17 protein-coding genes and 2 pseudogenes are annotated in these 21543 nt (G+C 44.9%); 4 read left to right on the top strand and 15 right to left on the bottom strand.

Annotated features, from left to right (window positions below; translation table 11 throughout):
- Positions 1-365: 365 nt before the first annotated feature.
- The 7 genes and pseudogenes from ACE3T3_RS12195 to ACE3T3_RS12225 all read right to left on the bottom strand — a co-directional run bounded on the left by ACE3T3_RS12195 (position 366) and on the right by ACE3T3_RS12225 (position 5150).
- Positions 366-815 carry a hypothetical protein gene (locus ACE3T3_RS12195; protein ID WP_374667302.1) on the bottom strand — a complete coding sequence of 150 codons (450 nt, stop codon included), beginning with the start codon at positions 813-815 and terminating at the stop codon, positions 366-368.
- A gap of 771 nt (positions 816-1586) precedes the next feature.
- The gene (locus ACE3T3_RS12200; protein ID WP_374667304.1) at positions 1587-2291 is read right to left on the bottom strand and encodes a DUF1003 domain-containing protein; all 705 of its coding nucleotides are present in this window, start codon (positions 2289-2291) and stop codon (positions 1587-1589) included.
- A 111-nt stretch (positions 2292-2402) separates the two neighbouring features.
- Entirely contained in the window at positions 2403-2645 is a 243-nt protein-coding gene (locus tag ACE3T3_RS12205) for a DUF6868 family protein (RefSeq protein ID WP_374667306.1), read from the bottom strand.
- 78 nt (positions 2646-2723) lie between these two features.
- Positions 2724-3467, bottom strand: a pseudogene (locus ACE3T3_RS12210) (hypothetical protein).
- Positions 3468-3880: 413 nt separating this feature from the next.
- Positions 3881-4087, bottom strand: coding sequence for a hypothetical protein (locus ACE3T3_RS12215; RefSeq protein WP_374667308.1), 207 nt, complete (start codon positions 4085-4087; stop codon positions 3881-3883).
- A 192-nt stretch (positions 4088-4279) separates the two neighbouring features.
- Positions 4280-4858, bottom strand: coding sequence for a DUF4126 domain-containing protein (locus ACE3T3_RS12220; RefSeq protein WP_374667400.1), 579 nt, complete (start codon positions 4856-4858; stop codon positions 4280-4282).
- A 148-nt stretch (positions 4859-5006) separates the two neighbouring features.
- Positions 5007-5150, bottom strand: coding sequence for a hypothetical protein (locus ACE3T3_RS12225; protein ID WP_086179435.1), 144 nt, complete (start codon positions 5148-5150; stop codon positions 5007-5009).
- Between the two features lie 366 nt (positions 5151-5516).
- Here ACE3T3_RS12225 and ACE3T3_RS12230 point away from each other — a divergent pair, with 366 nt between their 5' ends.
- The gene (locus tag ACE3T3_RS12230) at positions 5517-5870 is read left to right on the top strand and encodes a hypothetical protein (protein ID WP_374667310.1); all 354 of its coding nucleotides are present in this window, start codon (positions 5517-5519) and stop codon (positions 5868-5870) included.
- Between the two features lie 136 nt (positions 5871-6006).
- Here the strand turns inward: ACE3T3_RS12230 and ACE3T3_RS12235 are convergent.
- From ACE3T3_RS12235 to acnD, 3 genes and pseudogenes are all read right to left on the bottom strand, one after another.
- A pseudogene (locus ACE3T3_RS12235) lies at positions 6007-6238 on the bottom strand (antitoxin).
- Positions 6239-6315: 77 nt separating this feature from the next.
- The gene (locus ACE3T3_RS12240; protein WP_374667313.1) at positions 6316-7656 is read right to left on the bottom strand and encodes an SIR2 family protein; all 1341 of its coding nucleotides are present in this window, start codon (positions 7654-7656) and stop codon (positions 6316-6318) included.
- A 74-nt stretch (positions 7657-7730) separates the two neighbouring features.
- Positions 7731-10349, bottom strand: coding sequence for a Fe/S-dependent 2-methylisocitrate dehydratase AcnD (acnD, locus tag ACE3T3_RS12245; RefSeq protein ID WP_374667315.1), 2619 nt, complete (start codon positions 10347-10349; stop codon positions 7731-7733).
- 660 nt (positions 10350-11009) lie between these two features.
- Between acnD and ACE3T3_RS12250 the strand changes: the two genes are divergently transcribed.
- Both ACE3T3_RS12250 and ACE3T3_RS12255 read left to right on the top strand, forming a co-directional pair.
- Positions 11010-13145, top strand: a complete 2136-nt coding sequence (locus tag ACE3T3_RS12250; protein ID WP_374667317.1) for a multicopper oxidase family protein — start codon at positions 11010-11012, stop codon at positions 13143-13145.
- A gap of 132 nt (positions 13146-13277) precedes the next feature.
- Positions 13278-14003, top strand: coding sequence for a folate-binding protein YgfZ (locus ACE3T3_RS12255; RefSeq protein WP_374667319.1), 726 nt, complete (start codon positions 13278-13280; stop codon positions 14001-14003).
- Between the two features lie 38 nt (positions 14004-14041).
- On the opposite strand, the gene ACE3T3_RS12260 is transcribed toward ACE3T3_RS12255, so the two are convergent.
- Positions 14042-15226, bottom strand: a complete 1185-nt coding sequence (locus ACE3T3_RS12260; RefSeq protein WP_374667321.1) for a sorbosone dehydrogenase family protein — start codon at positions 15224-15226, stop codon at positions 14042-14044.
- Positions 15227-15435: 209 nt separating this feature from the next.
- Positions 15436-15681 carry a hypothetical protein gene (locus ACE3T3_RS12265; protein WP_374667323.1) on the bottom strand — a complete coding sequence of 82 codons (246 nt, stop codon included), beginning with the start codon at positions 15679-15681 and terminating at the stop codon, positions 15436-15438.
- A gap of 293 nt (positions 15682-15974) precedes the next feature.
- Between ACE3T3_RS12265 and ACE3T3_RS12270 the strand changes: the two genes are divergently transcribed.
- The gene (locus tag ACE3T3_RS12270) at positions 15975-16781 is read left to right on the top strand and encodes a tetratricopeptide repeat protein (RefSeq protein WP_374667325.1); all 807 of its coding nucleotides are present in this window, start codon (positions 15975-15977) and stop codon (positions 16779-16781) included.
- 166 nt (positions 16782-16947) lie between these two features.
- Here ACE3T3_RS12270 and ACE3T3_RS12275 read toward each other — a convergent pair whose 3' ends face one another.
- From ACE3T3_RS12275 to ACE3T3_RS12285, 3 genes are all read right to left on the bottom strand, one after another.
- The gene (locus ACE3T3_RS12275) at positions 16948-17934 is read right to left on the bottom strand and encodes an AEC family transporter (RefSeq protein ID WP_374667327.1); all 987 of its coding nucleotides are present in this window, start codon (positions 17932-17934) and stop codon (positions 16948-16950) included.
- A 115-nt stretch (positions 17935-18049) separates the two neighbouring features.
- On the bottom strand, positions 18050-19171 hold the full coding sequence (locus ACE3T3_RS12280; protein WP_374667402.1) for an NADH:flavin oxidoreductase/NADH oxidase: 1122 nt from the start codon (positions 19169-19171) through the stop codon (positions 18050-18052).
- Positions 19172-19401: 230 nt separating this feature from the next.
- On the bottom strand, positions 19402-21540 hold the full coding sequence (locus ACE3T3_RS12285) for a TonB-dependent receptor domain-containing protein (RefSeq protein WP_374667329.1): 2139 nt from the start codon (positions 21538-21540) through the stop codon (positions 19402-19404).
- Between the last annotated feature and the right edge of the window lie 3 nt (positions 21541-21543).

Genomic DNA, 21543 nt, shown 5'->3' on the forward strand with positions numbered 1-21543 from the left:
TAGCGTCCTAAGCCGAATCGAGACCTTTTGGGTAAGTACTGCTCACGCGTTTTGCGCCCGCACAGCATGCTGCTCTTTTCGATCTCTGTCACACCCTTGAGACTTATAGTAGCCAATAGGCTGCGGGATTGTTTCCCTGAAAGCGCGCAATTTTCTTAAAATTTAAAAAAATTTCCCACATACACTTAAATTATGAAAATTATTTCCATTCAATACAATTTATTCATTTTTTTTATCACATTTGATCCTTTTTTAGAGAATTTTGTCCATCCCTTTTCTGCCCATGTTTTCTCAGGCTAAGCCGCCGATGTGCAGCCTTTCTTCAGCTGCACATGCCTTCCGCCCTGCCACTTAGATGCAAAACTTCATTGCTCCGCCGCAGATACATGGGTCTTTAGCAGATAGAATTGGCGGATTTTATCCAGCTCTTGATGGGTAAAAGCATCCAGCATCTCCCGCGTTTCCGTTAAGCTTAAATGCGGCAACGCAACATCTTTCTTGGCATGGTATTTCAGCAAGCCAAATAAATTGCTCTGCTCCACCTCAACTTCTATATCGCTTTCCACATCAAAGGCCAGCGCGCCGCTTTCCGGCATTTCAATCAGGCTGACCTGCATTGCCAGATTCTGCTCAATATCTGTTGCTGTAAATACCGCTTTTCCGCCGCGCATCTGCAGCATTAGAATCTGCAGCTGCTTCCAATTCATGGCGTTGAATTTTTCCATGATTTCTTCGGCAGACATATCTCCAAAAGACTCAGCTTCATCATCCGAATGGTGCTGCGGCTGTCTAATATCCAAATCAAATATAGCCATTGCTGTTCGCCTTAATTATATTCTTTGGTAAATTTTATCAAGCGTTTTAAAAAAACCATCATTTTGTTTTTAAATGATTATCTGCTCTTCATCATCTTCAGAAACGAAATTTAGCGACATAATTCACATAAGTTTTCATAAATCTGACATGCATAAAAAACAACCGCATGCACATGCAGTTTTATCAAAGCATCCCGGCAGGAATAGAGAGCCATCGCTTCAATGCACATGAGCTTAAATTGAATGAATTTAATATTGTTTAGAGATTGATGCGCTGCAGATGGATTGGAATGCTGTCAATGGATTGGGATAGATGCAGCAGAAGAAGTTGCTGTAGAAATTATAATATGCAGATTTAGAAATTTTTTAGGGCGGTGTAAGAGAAAACTGAATCGTTTACTTCAACTATCCTGACTTTGTAAGTCCTGATCTTATAGCCTATAAACTTGTGATCTATAGCGTCCTAAGCCGAATCGAGACCTTTTGGGTAAGTACTGCTCACGCGTTTTGCGCCCGCACAGCATGCTGCTCTTTTCGATCTCTGTCACACCCTTGAGACTTATAGTAGCCAATGAGCTCAGGGATTAATTCCCGAAGATTGGACGATTTTCAGAAATTTTAGGAATATTTTTCGCTCGGCTTAAAAATCAAAGTATTTTTTCCCTTTAAGGGATTTTTTCACTATTTTTATTGCATAAAAATCCATTTTAAGAGGAATATTTTCTCCAAAGAACAGCATCACGCTCTGCCTTGCAGATGCTTTCCAAGCCGCTATGGTTTCTTTTTGCTCATCTCGGACAGCAAATCCAGCTGAATTTCCTGAATCTTGGCCAAACGGTCCCATTGATGCATCAGCAGATGATCCATCTTTTCATGCAAATGGCGGATTTCCAATTCAGCTTTTAAATTCACCTGATAGTCGTTTTCTGAACGCATGCGGTCTTTGGCTTCCTGACGGTTCTGGCTCATCATGATAATCGGCGCCTGTATCGCAGCAAGGCAGGACAGCATCAGATTCAGCAGAATAAAAGGATACGGGTCCGCAGGATGCTTCACCATCACCACCGTATTGACCAGAATCCAGATGGCTAAAAACATCGTAAAGCAGATCAGGAATGACCAGCTGCCGCCAAAAGTCGCAATCTTATCAGCCAGCCGTTCGCCAAAAGTCCACTGCTGCTCCAGTTTGTCTTCGACATTTTTACTGATCAAGTCGTGCTGCTGCATGCTGTTCAGCACTTCATATTCTAAAGTAGAGACCTCGCCCTGTTCGGAGCTGAGAATAGACTGCACATACTGCATACGGTATTTGGTCAAATCGGACTGGCAAATGTAGTCCTGAACGCTCCACTCTGGATAGTCCTGACCGATTTCTTCGGTAATGACTTTACGCACAGTCCCCATCGGGATGAGATTTTTCAGAGGAAAATTCTGCTTGCACACCAAACAGGCATGGCATTCTGTTTTTCCGTTCATTCAGCCCCGCTCCAATTCAATCATTTGCTTGCTTGAGCATAGCGTTTCAGGCAATTTCAACGCAACAGCCTGATTGATCAATGAATGAATTTTTTAGGCTCCGGGCAGGCATTAACTCAGCATTTTCAAGGCGATAAAAGGCACCAGATTCAACAGCAGTATGCCAATTTTATAGACCGCCATTCCGCCATAATGCACAGCATCAAACTGCCCGCTGGACAAATTGAACCATTGTCCATGCACCTGTTTCATCCAGTCTTTAGCAAAGACAAAAACGGCAAACCAAATGATTAAAATCAAATAATTAATAATTAAGCTGTACAGCAAGAAATCGGTCAAGTGAATCATATTCATGGCAGATCTCCATTGAGAGTCTTTCTTTCTATTCTATGCCAGTTCCAGCTGTTTGAATAATGATTTTGCGTCGGCCTTTTATTGAATATCCGAGAAATCCAGCGCATCAAAATCTTTTATGCTTGAAAGATAGATCGGGACCGCATGGACACGGCTCCACGTTTCTTTAAAATGCAGTTCATCATCATCTTGATGTTTATTTAAATTATCTCTGTGGCGCTTTTTCTGCGTTAAAAAATTGATGCTGGTTTCACTGTCCACCACTGGCCCGTGATTTGAAGAATCATCATAGCCGATTAGGCGCATGTCCTAGCCTTCCAAATGGAACGTGTATGTCCAATAGCCATAGCGCCCATGCGCATAATGGATTTTCAGCAGCCCTTTTTCGATAGATGGAGCCAGTTCCGGCGCAAAATACACGCCGCCGTCTTCATTTTCTGAAGAAAAAGCGGAAAGATTTTGCAGTATTTTTTGGTAGCTGCCCTTGTCATGCAGCAGCACGATCACGCCGCGGCGGTTGCGGTCCACTTTTTCGCCAAATTGATTTTTGAGCCACATATTGGGATCCGTGCTTTTAACGATCAGCACCGCATCGGCCTTGCCGTCTTTGTTTAAATCACCCTGCAGCGCTTCAAACAGCACATAATTTTTCGGAAGATACGCTTGGTATTTCTGCTGGTCTTTTTGCAGCTGTATATGCTCGGCAGATAAAGGCGCAGCGGATGATGAACCGGCGGCATCAGCAGGCGCATTCAACAGTACGGATGCGCAAAGAGCACCGCTTAACAGCTGCAATTGGTTTTTACATGCTTTGAACATCATGTTCTCCATCTATGCGCCGAACCTGAAAATTTTGCGCATATTCAGCCCTGCCTGTTTTGTTCTATTTGGGTTATCCCCGTTTAACTGATGTTAAACGGCTTGAGGTTTGGCGGGTTCAGTTTCAGCGGGCCGCTTTAGTTAGCGTTAAAGTTAAAAAGCGCATATTTTCACAGCGATGCTCTTGAATAGCAGGCTATAAAAAACTCTGCCCAACAGCAGAGTTCTTATGTATAGCCATCTAATGTTTGCGACAGCGGCATTCAATGCCTTTATTTCAAATACATCATCTAAAGCTTTGCGCCGCCCGATCTTCCGAAACACGCTGAACGCTGTTTCAGATGGCATTCAAATTCCAATAGTTTTCAAATCTAAATAACTTTCGAATTTAAATAGCCATCAAATTCAAACAGCCATCAAAGCTCACAGCATTTGCTGCAGCCTTCGACCTTTTCTGTCGGCCAATTCATTCTGGCGCGTTTATAGGCCAGCTTAAAATCTGCAAAATAGCCAATGAGGATTTGATCCTCAAATTCCGGCAGCGCTTCACAGCCCAATGAGGCGTTATGAATTTGATGCACGCCATTTGGCAAAGCATTTTCATCAACAATAAATTTTATCATGCAGCATTCCCCTAATATTTTTTTTAAAGTTTAAAGGCGAACAATCCCATAAAATAATTACGGATTTAACTCCATATTGTTTTTATGCCTTTATTGCGTAAAAATCAATCAAAATTTCAGGAGAAATTGAAATCTGCTGTTTTTTAAATTTGATATAAAACAGCCTTTTATTCTATAAAACTGGCTCTTCCCTTATGCTGCAGGATGGTCAAGATTTGCCGCGCGTTTCCGGTGAATCCAGCGCACAATCCAAATGACGCTAAGAATGACCAGTAAAACAGCCAGCACAGGCACGATCAAGGACAATACAGAAAGCAAAACCGCACCGATCAGTTCGCCTGTAGAAAGCAGCGGATTGGCAATGCCGCCTGTTGCGCCGGTAGACACGGCACGGGCAGCGACAGTATTCATTTGCACTACGCCTGCGGTGCCTCCGCCAATAATAATCGCCGCGGCCCAGCTGGCAAATTGCGACATTTCACCGCTGCTGACAGCCATTGTCGCCAAGGTGCCTGCAATCATGGACGCAGGCGTGGCAATGGTGTCTAAGGCATTGTCTACCCAAGGGATGTAGTAAGCGGCAACCTCACATAAAGTTGCCACCGCCAGCGCGATGCAGACCGATGGCATCGCCAGCCATTCGAAGCCTTTCATAGGTTCAAACCAGCCTGTCAGTGAAGCAAGGCTCATGACAAACAGCGGAACAAATACGCGAAAGCCGCAAGCCGCGCTGAGTCCAATGCCGATGCACAGTCCGATGATAGTTTCGATCATGCTTGCTCCCTGCCTTGTGGCGCGTTGTTATTTTACGAACGGATGATTTATGTTGATTACAGCACGCTTGGCAGGCAATAAAAAGCCCTATCGTGTGACAGGGCTTTTGTTCAAAGCAGCGGGTAGCTGTTTGTTTTTTTGCAGCTTAGGCATTCTTATTGTTAAATTGATTGCCTTGGCATTTGGTACACGGTGGTAAACGATCAGTACCAATTTCTAAGTAGGTGCGGTGTCCGCATTTGACACAAAAATAGAAGCCTGTTCCGGGTTTAGAGCCAGCAGTAACCATTTTTGTTCTCCATAGGTTTTAGAAATGGTGAACTTAGTGTATATCCAAATTATAACAGCTGTCTATTGTCTATTTTAATAAATGATGATGTCATTTTTGCAAGAAATACTAAAAATGATTTTTTCACCAGATAGATTATTGTTTTGTGACCAAATTTACACTTTTATCTATTTTATTCTCTCAAAATTTTAAAAATAATTTGAATTTCCTATTTACGGTATTTGTTTCAATTTATTTTGAGGTCTTTTAGCATGCTTCAATCGTCAAATATAATCTCTCGTTTCACAAATATTTATGTATTGCATGTGCTTGCAGATGAAATCTATTTCATGTTTACTTCGCTAACAATCAGAAAATGTTTGCCCTATGAAAATAAAACTTATTGCTCTTTTGGTATTGATCACACTGATATGTAGCGCATGCAAGGTCTTGAAAACCCATGTTGTCAAATTGACTTCTTCTGCTGAAATGCAAAATGATGCTGTGCTGTTAAAAACAACCAAAGGTTATGTTTATTTAGCTACGAAAAAAATGACTGAGCCACAAAAGCAAATACTCAATGCTCTGCAACCTTTTGAATGTTTAGAAATTAAAACACCTGAGCAGTTTAATATGCAAAAAGGAAAAGTGTATTTTGATGATTTTAAAATTACAAGCCTTGTAACAGGTCATCCTGACTGTCGTAAAATTAAAGTCACGACACGTATTAGCATTTATTAGTATTCTATGGGTTTTCTAAGCACCTGTTAAAAATACATATATCGTAAAAAGTGGTATTGATTGCACCGCTTACAACGATATGGAAGAGTTTTTCCTTAATTTCTTGTTCGGGCGGATTTCTGTCCAATTTTATACTTTACAAATCTTCTCGTTCTTGCGGTGGTTCATCCACTCTTGTTTCTGCACAGAAATCGTCTGGCATTCGCGCCAAAACTTTAAATAACTGATCTGCTATGACTAATTTTTTCTCAAAGTATCACCTCACCACCACGACGAAAGATTTCAACTTCTTTACCTTCAAAGCGAAATTCTTTCGGTAAACGGATGGCTTGACTACGACCTGTCATAAAAACTTTTGCGTTAGTCATAGGGCTACTTCATTAGTTTTGATATATATCCTATGATAGGTATATGTTGATCGTATTCTAATCAACAAATACTAAAATCAAATAAAATCGATTTTCTTGCCTTTTGTATCTAAATAATCAGATATCAACTTTTTATTATTTTCATTGAGATCATTCCATTGCTTTTTCCATATTGAATAAGCTTCCCAAGAATAACCTAATAATAATTTCTCACTCATGGTATCGAATGAATGGAATATTATTTCCAAAAATTTATCCTTATTATGAAACCTTGAGATATCTATACTGGCAAGAAAATATGTTAGCCAATTTGCTAGCTCACTATATTGATTCCATGCGCCACTTTCACTTGTGAGTGATTTCTTTTTCTCAAATATATCTAAAAATTTATTTTGTGCTATTTTAGAATTAAACTCATAGCCAGAAGAGGTCATTGCATTAAAAATTTCAAAGAATGAATCACTTGATCGTAAATAGTCTTCTTTGTAAACGTTATTCAGTTTACCATCCATAACATTTTTTATGGATTTCATAGATCTTTTTTTACATGCTTCGGCTTTTGGAATCTGAATGTTTAGTTTCTTAAAGAAAAGATCAATTTCCACTCCATCAATCACGCGCATGTTATACGCATTTTTATACAAATCTTTAATACTTTTTTCAATTTCTCGTCTAGTAACTAAAATAATATTAGGAGCTGTCATAACCCTCTTAGAAAACTCTTTATAATTATTAAATATTGATTTTAAATTATTATCATTTAATGCATAACCAAGGATAACTATTGTATTTTCATAAAGTAAAGTACTTAGCTTTCTTGAAAAATAGCTTTCAGAACTCATGAAATTAAAATAATTATTAGATGTTACAATCATATGTTTTGGCGCGTCAATTGAACCATGCACATGATAAACTTTTACTTTAGATCTCAAACGTGGAATTAGCATTCCAGGTGAAATGGTTTGACACTCTCCCTCTTCACATAATTGTGTAATTAATTTATCGTAGTTCGTTGTAACCACTCTAAATGACTGTTCTTTAAAAAACTTTTCTATATTTTCATATTTCCCAGAAAGCTCTAAAGGTTCAATTATTTTTTTTATCTCTTCATAAATATCGAATTCTTTTTCTTTTAATTTAGTAGATATGATTTCTGCTAATTCATCTAAAGCTAAAAGTGGCATATTAACAATAAACTCATGCTCTTCAGTACATTTAGGACATTTTTCTTTTATCATTTTTTGAAAAAGTTTTTTTTCAAGCTCTCCAGTGTTGTCACATTTTTCACACAATTTCTTTAACAGGTCTTCCCATGTTGGGGCTTCTTGGTTAGTAATTGCTTTAGTAAAGCCTGCTCCAGTTATAAGACATAATCGATTATTAACAGCAGCATATGCAATATCAAAATAATTACTCATTTTTTTCTCAAATAAAAACCCCACATAAATGTAGGGTCTTTTTACAACAAAATCAATTATATCGGCTTAAAGTCTTACGCCGCACTCGCTTCCAAGAAGTCCTGCGCGAAACGCTGCAATACACCGCCTGCTTCATATACAGATACTTCTTCTTCTGTATCCAAACGGCAAGTTACTGGCACTTTAATGATTTCATTTTGACCATTCTCAGTTGAACGCTCAACCACCAAAGTCAGGTCAGAACGCGGCGCAATATTGCCAATCACGCTATACAGCTCAGTACCATCCAGCTTCAAGGTTTTACGGTCAGTGCCTGCTTTAAACTCAAGCGGCAGCACGCCCATACCCACAAGGTTAGTACGGTGAATACGTTCAAAACCTTCCGCAACAATCACTTCCACACCAGCAAGGCGTACACCTTTCGCAGCCCAGTCACGGCTTGAACCTTGACCGTAGTCTTTACCTGCAATGATGATCAGCGGCTGCTTACGGTTCATGTAGGTTTCAATCGCTTCCCACATACGCATCACTTCGCCTTCTGGCTCTACACGTGCTTTCGAACCTTGCTTGATCGTGCCGTCAGCACGGACCACCATTTCGTTGAACAGTTTCGGGTTGGCAAATGTCGCACGCTGTGCCGTCAAATGGTCACCGCGGTGCGTTGCGTATGAGTTGAAGTCTTCCTCAGGCACGCCCATTTTATGCAGATATTCACCCGCAGCCGAATCCATCATGATCGCATTCGATGGTGATAAATGGTCAGTGGTAATGTTATCCGGCAAGATTGCAAGCGGACGCATATTCGCCAAAGTACGCGGTGCAGCCAACGCGCCTTCCCAGTACGGCGGACGGCGGATATAAGTACTTTGCGGACGCCAGTCGTATAACGGGCTTTCAGATTTTTCAGCCACACCCAAATCAAACATTGGGATATAGACTTTTTTGAACTGTTCAGGCTTCACTGCTTCTTTCACCAATGCATCAATTTCAGCATCTGATGGCCAAATGTCTTTTAAGTAAATTGGATTGCCGTCTTTGTCTGTACCCAATGCATCTGTTTCAATGTCAAAACGAATCGTACCTGCAATCGCATACGCCACAACTAAAGGCGGAGATGCCAAGAACGCTTGTTTTGCATAAGGATGGATACGACCATCGAAGTTACGGTTGCCTGAAAGTACCGCAGTTGCGTACAAGTCACGGTCAATGATTTCTTGCTGAATCACTGGATCTAGCGCGCCTGACATGCCGTTACAAGTTGTGCATGCATACGCCACGATACCGAAGCCCAATTTTTCTAAATCACCCAATACGCCTGCTTCTTCAAGGTAGAGCGCTGCTGCTTTAGAACCCGGTGCAAATGATGATTTCACCCAAGGTTTACGCACTAAGCCCAGTTCATTCGCCTTACGTGCAAGCAAGCCTGCAGCAACAGTATTACGTGGGTTAGAGGTGTTCGTGCAAGACGTGATTGCTGCAATGATGATTGCACCATCTGGCATTAAGCCTTCAGCTTCTTGCGCACGCGCAGCCTCTAAGTTGCCTGCAATGCCTTTGGCTTTTAAGTCAGCCGTAGAAACACGTGCATGCGGATTCGATGGGCCTGCAATGTTGCGTGTCACGGTTGAAAGATCGAAACGCAATACACGCGGGTATTCGGCTTGTTTCATGTCCGATGCCCAAAGACCGATTTCTTTGGCATAGGTTTCAACCAATTTCACTTGCTCCGCTTCGCGGCCAGTCAAGGTTAAATAATCAATCGTATTTTGATCGATATAGAACATGGCTGCAGTTGCGCCATATTCAGGGGTCATGTTCGAAATCGTTGCACGGTCGCCCACAGACATGCTGTCTGCGCCTTCACCGAAGAATTCGAGATATGCGCCAACCACACGTTCTTTACGCAAGAACTCAGTCAATGCCAATACGATATCGGTTGCTGTGATGCCTGCTTGACGCTGACCGACAAATTCCACACCGATAATGTCCGGCAGACGCATCCACGATGCACGGCCAAGCATCACGTTTTCAGCTTCCAAACCGCCCACACCAATCGAAATCACGCCAAGCGCATCGGTATGCGGTGTATGTGAGTCTGTACCCACGCACGTATCTGGGAATGCTACGCCTTCACGGTTTTGCACCACTGGAGACATTTTCTCCAAGTTGATTTGGTGCATGATGCCATTGCCCGCAGGAATCACATCGACATTTTCAAACGCAGTTTTGGTCCATTCGATGAAATGGAAACGGTCTTCGTTACGACGGTCCTCAATGGCACGGTTTTTCTCAAATGCATCTGGGTCAAAACCGCCAAACTCTACAGCCAGAGAGTGGTCAACGATCAACTGGGTTGGCACCACTGGGTTGACTTTAGATGGGTCGCCGCCTTGATCCGCAATCGCATCACGCAGGCCTGCAAGGTCAACCAATGCTGTTTGACCCAAGATGTCATGGCACACAACGCGCGCAGGATACCAAGGAAAATCGTGATCTTGCTTACGGTTGATCAGTTCTTTTAAAGATTGCTCAAGAATGGCTGGGTCGCAGCGGCGCACCAATTGTTCAGCCAAAACTTTTGAAGTATATGGAAGTTTTGCATATGCGCCTGGCTGAATATCTTCTACGGCTTGGCGTACATCGAAGTATTCGAGCTGGGTACCTTGCAGCGGTTTACGGTAATTGTTATTCATTCGTTTGTGCCTCTTGCATCATTTTGTACTGCGTTATCATGATTGGCATACTACACTGTCGAAAACCCATTTCCCAAATCATTTATATTTCATATATTTAAGTGTAAAAACAGGGGTTTTTGAAACATTCCGTAACAACTTTTATGGAATATTTGCTCTAAATATGAATTTTTTTGAAAAATAGCGGAAAATCCAGCTAATCCTTTAGTCTAAGAGCTGTCAGACCCGCTCAAATTTGCATCTACTCGTCAGCCAAGACGCTCAAAAGCGCGCCACAGCTAGCTTTGACGGCAGCATGCTGAGCCGGACGTCTTTGAGACTTTCACCGGCAAGAGCTCCAAATATATAAAATGAGACAAAAACCTCATTTACAATAAAAAGTTTGAAACATATTGCTTAAATCATCCCCCTATTTTGGGGATATCTTCTCTTTTTAAAACTTTCCAATAATAAACTGAACCAAAAAATCATCAAAAAAGCGCAATGACAATAGCGATGACAAAAATTGAATGGAAAAAGACTGAAGACATAAAACGGCCTGCATGGAATGCGCTTGCACACGCCCGCTGCACGCATGTCATAAGCTTTGAACCTCAAAAATAGCGGACTTCAATACAATTAAAACAGCTGTCACTGCATCATTTTATTTTGGAGAAAATCATGAATAAGTTTAAAAGCATGATTAGCTCAGCCGGCTTGCTGGGCTGTTTAGCCCTATATGCATGCGGTGACAGCAATCAGGACTCTTCAGAATCCCAGATCCAAGAAAAGGCCATTGATTCACCTGCGGTTATTTCCAATCCGCCACAGCTAAAAGCCAATGCCGCAGGTGAACATGAATTAATTATTACCTACAAAACACAGCAATTGTTTGATCCGGAAACCGGAGAAAATGACGCGCTGCATCTGCGCGGCTATCTGACCAAACCTGAATTGTGGAACAGCAGAAATGCAGATGGCAGTGTCAGCGATATTTTAGTCGGCCCGCAAATCCGCGCCAAACAAGGCGAAAGCTTAAAAATCCATTTGGTGAATCATCTGCCTGCCGAATCAGCAGCGACCTGCCCTGACTCTGTGAACAATATCAACCAAGGCCACTGCTTCAATACCGCCAATCTGCATACCCATGGCTTATGGGTCAGCCCGCAAGGCAATAGCGATAATGTCTTTTTAATGCTGAAACCGAAAGAAGATTTTCACTACGAATTTAAGATTGAACCGAACCACCCTGCCGGCACTTTTTGGTATCACTCGCATGTCCATGGCTCAACAGCCATTCAAGTTTCCAGCGGCATGGCCGGCCCGCTGATTATTGAGGGCGAGCGCAAGCCAGCGGTCAGCGATGGACAGGTCACACAGCATGGCGATTTGGACATTTTGTGGAAAAACCCCAGCTCATCAAACGATGACCATGAAAAAATTATGGTCTTCCAGCAGATTCAATACAGCGAGGACTGTGATCCTGCACTGACACCCACGGACGACTCGCCGTGCATCTATGCTTTAGAAGACTATTCCAAACTGGATATTCCCAACTCCTGGGCCACAGAAAACCGCTTTACCAGCATCAACGGCAAAATGCAGGGTGAAATCAAAGCCAATCAAAATCAGTACCACCGCTGGCGCATGATTCACGGCGGCATCCGCGACACCATTGGCCTGACCATTAAAGAGCTTCCGGATTCACAAGCCTTTACCGCCGAGCAAACTGTTGCTGCCTGCAGCGAATATCAAGGCAAAGCGATGGCATCGCAATTTAAAGCAATGAAAACCCTGCCGCTTTATACGATTGCACAAGATGGCCTCACCATGGGCCAAGTACAAAAGCAAGGGATTGAAATATTCCAGCCCGGCTACCGTTTGGATGCCATGCTGTCCTTTCCCAGCCTGAATAAATATTGTGTCTATGATGCCAAACTGAATTTGGAAGATGAGATCAATACCGCGCAGTCCAACTCACTGCTGCGCAGCGCTGCCGGTGAAATCCTGAATACGCAGCTGCTCGGCTGGGTGAATGTTCAGGCGACCACGCTTCCAGAACAAACACCCTATGCTTTTTTGGCCGGCCAAGCCGAACGCATTGGACTGGCGCCTGAAATCATTCAGCAAGTTGCAAAAGGCGATCTTTCTGCCTTTACAGCGCATGCCAGCCTAATGACCCCAGAAGTGGACGAAATGCTGAAAGGCATGGCGAAGCAAATCACCAATTTTGACATTCTGTTCAATACTGACGGCAGCGTCAAATTCGGCCTGCGCCATGAAGATAATGGCACGCTGATTGGCTTTGGTGATGCTTATCATGGTGAAGACCATACCCATCATACCTATGTCCGCAAACTGCCGATCGGCAAAACACAGGAATGGGAACTCAGCAGCAATTTGGCCAACCATCCGTTCCATATCCATATCAATCCTTTTCAAATTGTGAAAATTTTGAATGCCGATGGCACCGATGTCAGCGCCATTGGCAGCTCGGATAAAGACAGCGCCGGCAATATTGATTCGCAGTACCATGGCTTAAAAGGCGTGTGGAAAGATACGCTGCTGATCAAGCAAGGCTATAAGATTTTTGTGCGCAGCAAATATGAAAAATTTGAAGGCGACTTCGTGCTGCATTGCCATATTCTGGATCATGAAGATCAAGGCATGATGGAAACCGTGCGGATCTGCGGAGATCAATATGATTGCAATGCTGAGCCGCCCAGCCATCACGCCTCGATGGATTCCGGCATGGATATGGACATGAACGCCAGTGATGTTTCTTCTGCCAGCGATTTATCGGCGCATAGCCACTGAGCAGAGCGCTACGTCATTTCAATACGCCAAGCAGCAAGCCTATAGCGATATAGGCTTTTTGTTTGCCTATCTGCCGCGCTTGCTGCAAAATATCCATATTCAAGATTGATAAAATTTATATAGAGGCTTGTCATGTCAACGTCAATGGCATTTACATCTTTCACCTTAATTGGCGCCGAAGCGCAAAAATTCCTGCAAGGGCAAGTGACTCTAAATGCAGAGGCATTGGCTGAAAATACCACGCGCTATACGGCCATTTGTGATCTGAAAGGCCGTATTCACTTCGGTTTGTGGCTGAAAAAGGTCAATCCTGAACATTTTGAAATTGTCACCACTGCCGACCAGGCAGACGAATTTTCCAAGCACATCAAAAAATATGGCGCTTTCTCTAAAATGAAACTCGAACCCGCGGGCTCAGTTTTTCCGGCACTTGCAGCAGACACGACTGTTTTTTCAGCAGAAGTCGCAGATATTACGGCTTGGGAAATCTCCGCAATCCAAAATGGCCAGGCTTTCATCGTTCAAAAAACGGAAGGCTTGTTCCAGCCGCAAGAGCTTCGCTTGCATCAGCGTGAAGGCGTGCATTATGACAAAGGCTGCTATTTGGGTCAGGAAGTTATTGCGCGTTTATGGTTTAAAGCCAAACCGAAAGCTTGGCTGCATGCGATTCAGGGTTCAGGGGATGTTCCAGCTTTGGGCGAACAGCTGAATAAAGGCGTGCAAGTGGTGAATAGCGCCGCTTTTGAAAGCGGCTATATTTCGCTTGTGGTGGCGCGTCCTGACGCTTTGGAAGAGCTAGGCGTGACGGTCTTGGATTTGCCTGAATATTTAAGCGGCGATGTAGCAAGACCGCAGTAAACTCAGAGTAAAGATCATCAAAGTAAAGCTATAAAAGGTCAGGGGGATGCTCTCTTCCTGACATAATAAACCACGCCGCCTTTATCATCCGAAAAATAAAATGAGTTCTCATCAACCCGATAAATATCACAAGGGCGGCCATTCACCGTATTCCCCACTAAAAACCCATCCATAAAGGTCTGTAATTTTTGACCTTTACGCATAATCGCAATTTTGTAGCCATGGCCAACCGCTGCATCTGTAGAGCCATGCAGCGCCACTAAAAAAGCATTTTTGAGAATGTCATCTGTATCTGGATGATCAAAATAGTCAAAACCGAGTGCCGATGAATGCGCAGGGAAATAAGCATAAGGCGGCGGTGTATTCTTGCAGCCAGAGGCACGGCTGAATTTAGGATCAGCTAAAACTTTCCCTTTTGATGAATAGCACGAGGGCCAGCCATAATCAGCATCACGTTTCAGCGCATAAAAAGTTTCGTCTGGTTTGTCCTTGCCTAAATGATCGGCACCTTGATTGGTGGCAAACAGAAATTTACCCACCCATCTCAAACCGACAGCATTGCGCAAGCCTGTGGCGTAAATTTTTTGCTGCGAGCCATCGGGATTCATTTCCAGAACGGTTGCCCGCACTTTTTCTTTCTCGGCGCAGGCATTGCAGCTTGAGCCGACGGACACATAAATCTTGCCGTTTCCGCCGGCGGCAATGCTCCGAGTTAAATGCCAGCCGCCATATTTATAACTCAAGCCATAATCGGGAAATGTCGCTAAAACTTCAGCTTTAGCGGCGGGCTGAGTTTCACCTGGAGTAAATTTCCGCCGGCTGAGCTGATGCGTTTCCGCTAAATACAGCCAATCTTGCCCTTGCGCATCGGTATAAAATTGGACTGAGTTGGGATTTCTCAGCCCCGTCATATACGGAATGACTTTGCCGAATTTCCCTGTCGCTGCATTCCAGTCTTCCAAAATATATACCACGCCTTTTTTATTGTCGGACAAGTCGTGCATATCGGTCACAAACATTCTGCCGTCTGGCGCTTGAGCAAAAAATCGCACGCGTTTTAAACCTTCAGCCGCAGGAATGATTTCATAATCCGCCGGCAGATTGAGCGAAAAATGCTTGCCATTTTTCAAGCTGATGGGATGAGGAACAAGCTTCGGCTGCTGAGCCCAGCTTGTTATGGAACAGGCTAAGCTTATGAATAAGATCGATATTATTTTTATCATCTGTAGAGCTATCTCAATTAATCTGATAAAACAGTTTTCATCATAAACTGCTTGTATATTTTATATTCAATTTATGTTTTTAAATTTATTATCTTATTGAAACTTAATATTTTTCATTATTCCATTGACCTGCTATGCAGAAGGCCAAAATGAGGAAGGCAACGAAGCCTTTCCCTCAAATCACCATTTTCAAGACAAGACGCTTTTATTCAAAAACCATGAAACAGCTTATTCATGTCCTTGCATAAGTATTCCTTAAAAGAATAGTCCCGCGCATGCTTGGCATCAAATTTTGCTTCAAGATCGCCCTTTTTAAACAGGTAAACACGGTCCTCTTTACTCACCAAAAACGCGCCGCCCAGCGCAATCAGCAAAGCATCAATTTTGTCTTCATGCGCAATGCGGTCATCTTGGTTAATCTTGTCATAGTTGCGCTTAATGCTTTTAATAAACATGCATCTGCTCTTTTAAAGGAAGGACTGCGCAGATTTAAACAAAAAATGCGGCAAAAGGAAAATCTGAAATTCAGCATCAATTCAGAAAACAGCAGTAATGTCATTCCAGCCTTGTGCGGAACGTTCTGACTTCAGCCGCCGCATGTCCGCAATTGCAGACCGCTTGGAATATTTCACAAAAGGCATATTTACTTTCACATAATTCTAATTATGATGAGACATACTGTTTCAACACATGAATAGACACCTGCACATAAACGGATTTATGCTGCTGTATTACAAAAGGTTTAAAAATGAAAAAACTTCTATTGGCGGGTTTAATTGCTCTTTCTTCTCAATGGGCTTTAGCCGAAGCTCCAGCAAACGGCGTTGATCCTGAATTTGCAAAAATTGAAGAAATGGTTAAAGCAAAAAATTTGACTGGCGCTTATAAAGCACTCGAAAAACTAGCCAAGCAAGGCAATGCGCAAGCCCTGTATAACTTAGGCTATTTAACGCAAACGGGCCAAGGCACGGCAAAAAATGAAAAGAAAGCCATTGAATTGTATGAACAGTCTGCAGCCAAAGGCTATCCTGTGGCCAACTATGTGCTCGCTAAAAACTACGTTGCAGGCACGATGGGCTTAAAAGCCGATGCAGCCAAAGCGAAACAGTATTTAGAAAAAGCCTCTGCGCAAGGTTTTGATGACGCCAGTGTGGATTTAGCGGTCCTGCTGTTTTCTGAAAACAAGCCAGAATCAGACAAAGCCGGCTTGGCAAAGCTGGATCCTTTAGTGAAAAAAGGCAACTATCAGGCCATCCATGCCAAAGCGCTGTATGACATCAGCACGGGCTTTAAAAACAAGGATGATAAGCCTATCCAGCAGGGCCTGAACAGCATTCAGGATTTGGCGAAAAAAGGCTACATTCCAGCATTGATGGCTGTCGGTAACATGTTTGCAAACGGCAACATCATTCCGCAGAACTTGCCTGAAGCGCAAAAGATTTTCACCGCTTTAGCGAAAGAAAATGTTCCGCAAGCGAAAGAGTCTTTGGCGACAGTCAATAAACTGATTGCAGAACAAGCGAAGAATCCCAAAGCCGCGCAAAAGAAAAGCTAAGCAGCAATAGAACATGATGATTCTGCGTTGAGATCTGCAGCGCAGAAATGAATAAAGCCAAACCTTGTGTTTGGCTTTATTAGCTCTTTTATTTTGATAAGCAGCGCCTTGAAGCACTGTTTCTGCAATGCCAAACATTCATGCATGGCAAAATTGATGGCAAAGTTTACGGCACAGCAATAAAAGCAGCCGATTGCGACAGCAGCAGCCCAACCGCAATAAAGCCGGCAACCGTGCTGACCACCAGCGGCGCCAAAGCTTTCTCATTCAGCCCATAATGCTGGGCAAAAATTCCAAATGCCACAGGCATCGGCAGCGCCGCCAATAAAGTGCCGACAAACAGCATTTCCCTGCTGACATCCAGCAGCCACAGCAGGCCAAAAATCGTCAATGGCATCAGCAGCACTTTAAAGCAGACCAGCACGGCGCTTTGCAGATTGATGCTGCTGAGCTTCATTCTCACCAGACTGCCGCCAATCACAAACAGCGCCAGAGGCGAAGCGGTTTTCCCCAGCATTTCCAAAACTTGCGCCAGCGCTGCCGGCAGTTTCAGCTGCAGCAGCACGCAGCTCAGGCCGATGATGATCGCTAAAATCACGGGGTTCTGCAGCAAGCGTTTCAGCAGGCTGAAAAAGAGTGTTCCCTGCTGCGACAGGCGCTGTGAGCGGTTGAGCATATGCTGGCCGCTCGCATCGAGCGCATTTTGATACAGCCCCTTCTCGGCCAGAATCAGCATAAGCGTCATGATTATGAGATTTTCAATGATCAGCGTTAAAGACAAATACACGGCCGAATGGCTGCCGAGCAGCAACGTCAGAATCGCCGTGCCGATAAACCCCGTATTGGACATGGATGCGCCCATCGCCAAAACACTGGCCTGCGTCATTGGCTGGCTGAACATCTTACGGCACACCCAGTAAGCCAGAACAAACAGCAGCAGCGAGCCGCCGCCATAACCAAGAAAATAAGCGGGATGCCAAATTTCCGCCAGATTCTTCCCGGCCAGCGCCTGCAGCAAAAATGCAGGCAAAGACACTTTTATGACAAATTGGCTCAGCGGCTGAAGATTGGCGGAAGCAATATAGCCGCGCAGAACCGCCCAATATCCTAAAAATACAATCAAACAAATGGGCAACAGCACAGTCGCTAGCACAGCATCATCCTTAAATTACAGTACAGTACAGTACAGTACAGTACAGTTCAGTTCAGCTTGAAGCCGGTTTTGCCGCAGGCGCTATCAATCCAAAACGGCCGAAAATATGCGCCGCTTAACCGCCAAAAGGTTTAAATAAATCGCGCAATCCATGCGGCTGGCAGCGTAAATACTGCGGCGCAATCGCGACTGTTTCGCCCAGCTCCACTGCAGCATGCCACGGCCAGCGCGGGTCATACAGCATGGCCCGGGCTAGGCCAATCGCATCGGCCTGTTCATACTGCAATATGCCTTCAGCCTGCAGCGCTTCTGTAATTAACCCGACCGCAATTACCGGAATACCCACCGCTTTTTTGACCGCTTCGGCAAAAGGCACCTGATAGCCTGCATGCAGGTCAATTTTCTGGTCGATATGCAGGCCGCCGCTGGACACATGGATATAGGCTGCGCCGAGCTGTTCCAGCGCTTTAGATAAACCGGCAGCAGATTCCACATTCCAATTGTCTACGCCCGCATATTCCATCCAGTCTGTTGCAGAAAGGCGCACACCGATTGGATAGCCCTCCGGCACCGCATTTTTCATGGCCTGAAAGACTTCCAGCGTGAGGCGAATGCGGTTTTCAAAACTGCCGCCATATTCATCACTGCGCTGATTGGACAGCGGCGACATAAATTGATGCAATAAATAACCGTGCGCTGCATGCAGCTCAATCAATTCAAAGCCGGCATCCACCGCGCGTTTAGCCGATGCTGCAAAATCGGCAATCAGGTTCTGAATTTCAGCCGCACTCAGCGCATGCGGCGCATGATCCTTCGGATTGAACGACAGCTCACTGGCCGAAACAGTTTGCCAGCCCTGCGCATGTTCTGGCGCCAATTGGCCGCGCCCATCCCAAGGCTTATCGGTCGATGCTTTTCTGCCGGCATGCGCCAGCTGAATGCCGAATGGTATCGGTGAAAGCGTCTTCACTTTCGCCAGCAGCGCTTTGATCTGAGCACGCTGCACATCGTTCCACAGTCCCAAATCTGCATAACTGATGCGGCCTTCCGGCTGCACAGCTGTCGCTTCAACAATGCACAGCCCTGCGCCAGACAATGCATAATTGGCCCATTGCTGTTCGTGCCAATAGCTCAGCTCCCCCTGTTCATTGGCAGAATACTGGCACATCGGTGCAATGATGATTCGATTGCTCAGCTGCAGCTGGTCAAAATGAATCGGCTGAAATAATAAAACCACGCTGATCTCCTTGCTGTTTCTCTTTTTGTCTGTATCGGCTGCAGGCATAACCGCTTGGATGCCTGCTGTAAATGGCCTGCGCAGCATGACATGGATTCCATGTCCAATCATGGCTGCACACGCATTCTATCTTGAAAATCCTTGAAGCTCTGCTTTAACTTTATCCTTGAACAATAAAAACTATTGAAGCATGGGTAAAAAATGCTCTTTCAAATTATGCCGTGCCCGCTTTAAAAAGCTTTGCTGACGCTTAATCCGGCACTCCAGTTCAAGCCATCGGCCGGTTCAAAATAACGGCCATTGCTGTCATTCACAATCACCGAACCTACATAGTGTTTGTCCAATAAATTGTCTGCGCGCACATACGTCCGCACTTTCCAGTCCGCCTGCGCCCAGACATAGCCCGCGTTGGCAGAAATGACCGTGTAGCTTGGCGCTGCATCGCTATTGGCATCATCCACATAGACCTGATCCATATAGCGCACATCTAGACCCGCATTGAAGCCAGTTTCCGGCTGCCAGCCCAAAGCGGCAAAAGCCTGATTTTTGGCAATGCCGGGAATGGCATTGCCCGATGCAATCGATGGCGCCTTAGGATTATTAGGATCTGCCGGATTTGGAATTTCAGCAACAAAAGCGTCAAACACTGCATCAATATAGCTGTAGCTGGCCTCGGCTTTTAAATCGCGCCATAGCTGTTTATTCCATGACACTTCTGCACCGTCCCGTACCGTTTTATCGGCATTTCGATACGTTGCCCGTCCATCCATGGTGCCGGCAGAAACAATATCATTGTGGGTTTTGCTGCGGAACACCGCGGCAGTGAAATTGCCCCATGCGTTTTGCGCTTTTAAGCCCAGCTCATAGTTGTCGCTGCTGGCCGGCTGTAAATTAAAATTCATGCCGTCATTGGCCGAATAAGCCATCTCTGTAAAGGTGGGCGTTTCAAAGCCTTTGGCATAGCTGAGATAGCTGCTGACATTGGGTGTGATGGCCCAGCTGAAAGCGGCTGAAGGCAAGACTTTGTCATAGTCAGTTTTGCCGCTGTCATCGCCGTTGCCCGCGGCAATATAGTGATCTTTGGATTCATAATGCACATTGCTGTAGCGCAGGCCGGCATCGAAAGTCCACACCGGCAGGAAGATCCACGAGGCTTGCACATACGGGTCTAAGTTCCACAGCGTATTGTTTTCATCACGGCGCAAATTGCCTTTCACTCCATAATTTCCGCCGGCATCAAAGTTTTCATAGCCTTTGCGGTCTTCATCCATAGAGTCAAAAGCCAAGCCCGCAGTCAAACGGGTATTCGGCAAGAGGTCCTTGCCGGTCCAGCGCAAATCTGTCCCGTAGTAATCACGGCTAAAATCAATCACACCGCCTGCGTGGCGTGGATTGGCCTGCGCACTGCCCGGAATAGACTGATACTGCACCACGTCACGCTGCCCCATATAAGCCATGACATACAGCTCATGCTGATCATTCAGCGGCTTGCTCCAGGTCAGCCCGGTTTGGGTTTGAGCAATTTCTTTGCGCACATCAAACTGCTTTAAAAACGGCACCTGCTGTTTTGGATTTTCCTGCCACTGCGCGCGGGTCAGGCCTTGCGGATCATCGGCATTGATATCGACATGGTTCACAATCCAGTTCACTTTGGAACCATCGTCTAAGTCCCAAGTCAATTTGGCATTGCTGAGCAGTTTTTTCGCGCCGCTGTGCTCACGGTAGCCATCGGCGTCAAAATACGATGAACTGACGACATAGCTCGGCTCACTGGCTTTGTCTGCGCCGCCTTGCAGAATCACATCGGCCCGGCTCTTATTGTGGCTGCCGCCGGAATAGCCCAGTTCAATCGAGTCTTTGCCCGTACCTTCTTTAGTCGTCGTTAAGATTGCACCGCCGGATGAATTGCCGTACAGCGATGAAAATGGCCCGCCCAGCACTTCGATATGATCCAGGCTGCTGAGGTCAATATTGGAAGTCTGCCCCTGACCGTCCGGCATGGTGGCTGGAATGCCGTCCACATATAAGCGGATGCCGCGCACGCCGAAAGTCGAGCGCGCGCCATAGCCGCGCATGGACAGCTGCAAGTCCTGCGCATAGTTTTCACGGTTATTGAGCTGCAGTCCCGGAACGCCTTGCAGGGTTTCGGTTAAATTCACACCGATATTATTTTGATTGTCTTTGGCTTCTATGCGGTACACAGAAGCGGGCGTATTCAGCCAAGCATCAGTCCGCGCGACTTCAATGGTAATGACAGGAAGCAAAACAGGTTCCGTAGAACCTGTTTCTGCATAGAGGCTTTGGCAGATGCTTGCCGCCAGTCCAAGTAAAGTCATTTGCACAGGACGATTCAACGCTTTACTTGCCATCAG

Origin of the sequence: Acinetobacter sp. (assembly GCF_041919735.1) — a bacterium.
Taxonomy (GTDB): Bacteria; Pseudomonadota; Gammaproteobacteria; order Pseudomonadales; family Moraxellaceae; genus Acinetobacter.